A 217-nucleotide genomic window follows, 5' to 3' on the forward strand; every position below is an offset into this window, starting at 1 on the left:
TCTGATACTTCAATTGGAATCTCAACAATTCTCGATGATCCATCTTTAAAGATTACTCTTACTTTTCCTTTATATGTTCCTGGGACTTTAGTGTCTATTGGATCACTAATATCTTCAACTTCTGCTCCATCTGGTAGATTTTTAATATTATCTAAAAGATTTATTTGACCATGATAAGGGACTTTTTCTTTAATAATATCTTCATTATTTATTGTTG

Annotated in this window: 1 protein-coding gene; it reads right to left on the reverse strand. The window is 29.0% G+C overall.

Features of this window, described 5'->3' with window-relative positions:
- The coding region (locus HMPREF3023_RS06640) for a Rib/alpha-like domain-containing protein (RefSeq protein WP_168165801.1) at window positions 1-217 on the reverse strand (217 nt) is incomplete at both ends.

This window comes from Peptoniphilus sp. HMSC075B08 (assembly GCF_001815405.1).
Taxonomy (GTDB): Bacteria; Bacillota; Clostridia; order Tissierellales; family Peptoniphilaceae; genus Peptoniphilus_A; species Peptoniphilus_A harei.